Source organism: Desulfocicer niacini (assembly GCF_054657595.1).
Map to the genome: position 1 here is coordinate 1 of NZ_BAAHYK010000140.1, position 1,164 is coordinate 1,164.

Annotated in this window: 1 protein-coding gene; it reads right to left on the reverse strand. The window is 38.1% G+C overall.

Annotation, left to right across the window (positions count from 1 at the left end; all coding sequences use genetic code 11):
• Positions 1–302 precede the first annotated feature (302 nt).
• Positions 303–1,164, reverse strand: an 862-nt coding sequence (locus tag ACYQ2M_RS25075; RefSeq protein ID WP_459919140.1) for a transposase, incomplete at its 5' end; no start/stop codon positions are given.

Here is a 1,164-nt window from a genome sequence, read left to right on the forward strand (position 1 = left end):
CTTCTCGAATACTTGTCTTATCCATTGTTGACATGGATATATTATAACACGGCTTTTTTCGACCTCCTAATCCTAAAACAAGCGTGTTCATTAAAGTTCAATCGTATATAGCTTCGAGAATTCGAACGGATTACTTTTGAAACATAATTGAAAAAGACCCAGAAAAAAAGGACCCGACTCCTCCTTAAAAACATTTACGTTACAAATTTTAAGAATGCACACCTGGAACCGTCCTTTTGTTATGATGGTTTTATGACTCACCACTTCAACCCATTTGAAGTGGCTGTCCGTTTATACATTGATTATGAAAATTCAATTTTTTTCAAAAGAAAAAGAAAATTGAAAACATGTTTGAGTTGATCATTATAACCAACAATCCGATAGATAATTTTTCTGGATTTTTTTATGATCAGGCATGGGATATTAATAAAGGTGTGGACGAATCGCTTAAATTCCATCTTCATAATTTGATTTCCCAAAACCCGGTAAGGCATTAACATTCCATACCAAGCCTTTAGATCCCATGCCAATGCGGCAATGACCATATATGCCCAGTTGGAATTCAGTGTGTTTGAAGGAGCTTTCAAGGCATGAACGCCATTTTTTAACTGCTCAATATCATTTTCATGGTTTGCCCGGTCCCGATACAACTCAATTAAGGATTCCGTCGTTCTGCACCGGTCATTGGTGATATAGAAAAAAAATCGACAATCATCAAAAAGCTGCTCTTCATCCTTTGAGACATTGATTATTTTTCGGATGGCGATTAATCGATATGATTTCTGACACTTTCCCGGTTTATACTCAACTTCAGTGAAGAATTCACATTCTGCTTGGAGATTTTTAAAATTTCTATTTTTAACCACCTGGGCCTTTATGTTTTCCGGTTTTTTACGTTCCTCGGTCTTTATCACCCGTGGGGCTTTATCAAGCAACTGCCATTCTGTTTCTGAAATATCACAGGCTATTCTTGTCAAATTTTTTTTGGCATCCATACCAAAAATGAAGGTACATCTTTCATCCCACCTGTCAAAATTGGTGGTCAGGCTAAAATCCGTATCACCGCGCAGAGTCACTTTGTCAAATGTAGGGGAGACAAGGTCAAGGGCCTTATCAATCCACTGGGCTGAGCCAAGGTGGGACGGTGCATTTCCCGGTCGATTT